The following is a 534-nucleotide window of genomic DNA, read 5'->3' as shown; positions in this document are numbered from 1 at the left end:
GGGAAAAACATCTGCGAACCGGATGCGTTCCGCCAGGCGATTTACCTCGCAGCCGACCTGTTTCAAAACAGAAATACCGACCGCGAAATACATCGAAATCCCCTCAAAAGACAATTTTTTGACAGAGGCTTGGATAATGAAAAACTGGATTTGACGAAAGATTAAATTTCAGGATTAACTTATCGGGTAACAAATGCGCAACAAAATCATTATGCAGTGGCATTTTGTTGCTCTTTTTGCTCTTCCAACTCCGCTTCAATTGCCTGTTCCTGCACCTTACCTTCCGGATTGTCGAAGCAACTGACACTCAGGATGATGCCGAAATAGATGCAGGTTATCCAGATGGATGTCCCCCCGCGACTCATCAGCGGCATTGGCTGACCGGTGACGGGGACGATGCCCACCGCAACTGCCATATTCGTCATCGCTTGCAACACCATCATCAGCGCACATCCGATGACCAAGTACTTGGAAAAGTTTTTTTCGCTCCGCTTGGCAATAATACCCGCTCGAATGAACAGGATGGTGTATAAT

Annotated in this window: 1 protein-coding gene; it reads right to left on the bottom strand. The window is 47.0% G+C overall.

Features of this window, described 5'->3' with window-relative positions:
• Positions 1–209: 209 nt before the first annotated feature.
• A partial coding sequence (locus ASC50_RS03745; RefSeq protein WP_158648383.1) for an FtsW/RodA/SpoVE family cell cycle protein occupies positions 210–534 on the bottom strand: 325 nt, incomplete at its 5' end.

This window comes from Candidatus Symbiothrix dinenymphae (assembly GCF_001431085.1).
The sequence above is the reverse complement of the archived record's forward strand: the minus strand, read 5'-3'. Positions and strand labels throughout refer to the sequence as shown.